We start from the raw sequence: 1,043 nt of genomic DNA, 5'->3' as shown, positions 1-1,043 counted from the left end.
TTGGGCGTCTTAATGCCAATCAGGCGATGCTGGCAGTCGTAGCGGTATTCGGTGACGAGGGTGTGGCCTTTGCCGCGTCGCTCACGGATCAGGTTGCCGTAGGCGTCGTAGTCGTAATGGTGGTCACCCTGGATCATCAGGCGATTGCCGGCGACGATATCGGGGCCGGGGCGGTCTTGCATGAGCAGGTTGCCGGCCGGGTCATGGCCGAAGCGTTCCTGCTCGTCTTGGGTGTGGTCGGCGCGGGTGAGGCGGCTTAGGGGGTCGTAGTGGTAGCGGTGTTCACCTTTGCGGGTGTCGAGCAGGCGGGTGAGGTTGCTTGATTTGTCGTAGTCGTACTGGCGTTGATAAAGGGTGTATGCCTGCTGGGTGACGGCGTGAGCGTGCAGGCGCTGCTGGTCGTCATAGTGGTAGTGGCTGATCAGTTGGCCTTGTTGGCGTTGGTGCTCCTGGCCGGCTTTGTAGAGATGAGAGGTCAGGGTTTCGCCGTTCAGTTCGACGGTGGCGAGGTGACCGCCTTTGGCGTGGTTGAAGGTGAGACGGTTGTTGTCCGGCAGGCGCAGGTTATGAAGGTGGCCGCAGGCGTCGTAGCCGTAGCGCAGGGTGCCCCAGCCTTGGTGTTCGGCGGTGAGGCGATTTTGGACGTCATACTCATAGGTCAGGGCCCAGTGGCCGTCGTCGACGCTTAGGAGATTGCCTTGGCGGTCGTAGGCGTAATCAACCTTGTTACCGTCGGGCAGGGTTTTTCCTACGAGTCGACCGGCATGGTCGCGCTCATAGCGAGTAACCAGCCGACTACCGTCATCACCGTGTTCAGTCTTTTCCTGCAGGTTGCCGTTGAGGTCGTAGACGTAAGCGGTGCGCTGTCCGTCAAATCCGGTTTCCTGCTGGATCAGGCCATTAGGGTGGTAAGCGAGTTTGTAGGTCTCGCCGACTTCATTCTCGATCTCGGTCAGCAGCAGCCGAACGTTGTCGTAACGGTATTTGACCTGGCTGCCATCGGCGTTGATGCGGCGGCTGATCAGGTGCAGGCCGTCGGCGTA

Annotated in this window: 1 pseudogene; it reads right to left on the bottom strand. The window is 60.2% G+C overall.

Going from position 1 to position 1,043, the window contains the following annotated elements:
* A pseudogene (locus CQ002_RS28065) lies at positions 1 to 1,043 on the bottom strand (RHS repeat protein); the annotation flags it as partial.

The sequence above is a fragment of the Pseudomonas sp. MYb13 genome (genome assembly GCF_002980075.1).
Taxonomy (GTDB): domain Bacteria; phylum Pseudomonadota; class Gammaproteobacteria; order Pseudomonadales; family Pseudomonadaceae; genus Aquipseudomonas; species Aquipseudomonas lurida.
This window is presented reverse-complemented; position numbering and strand designations above follow the sequence as displayed.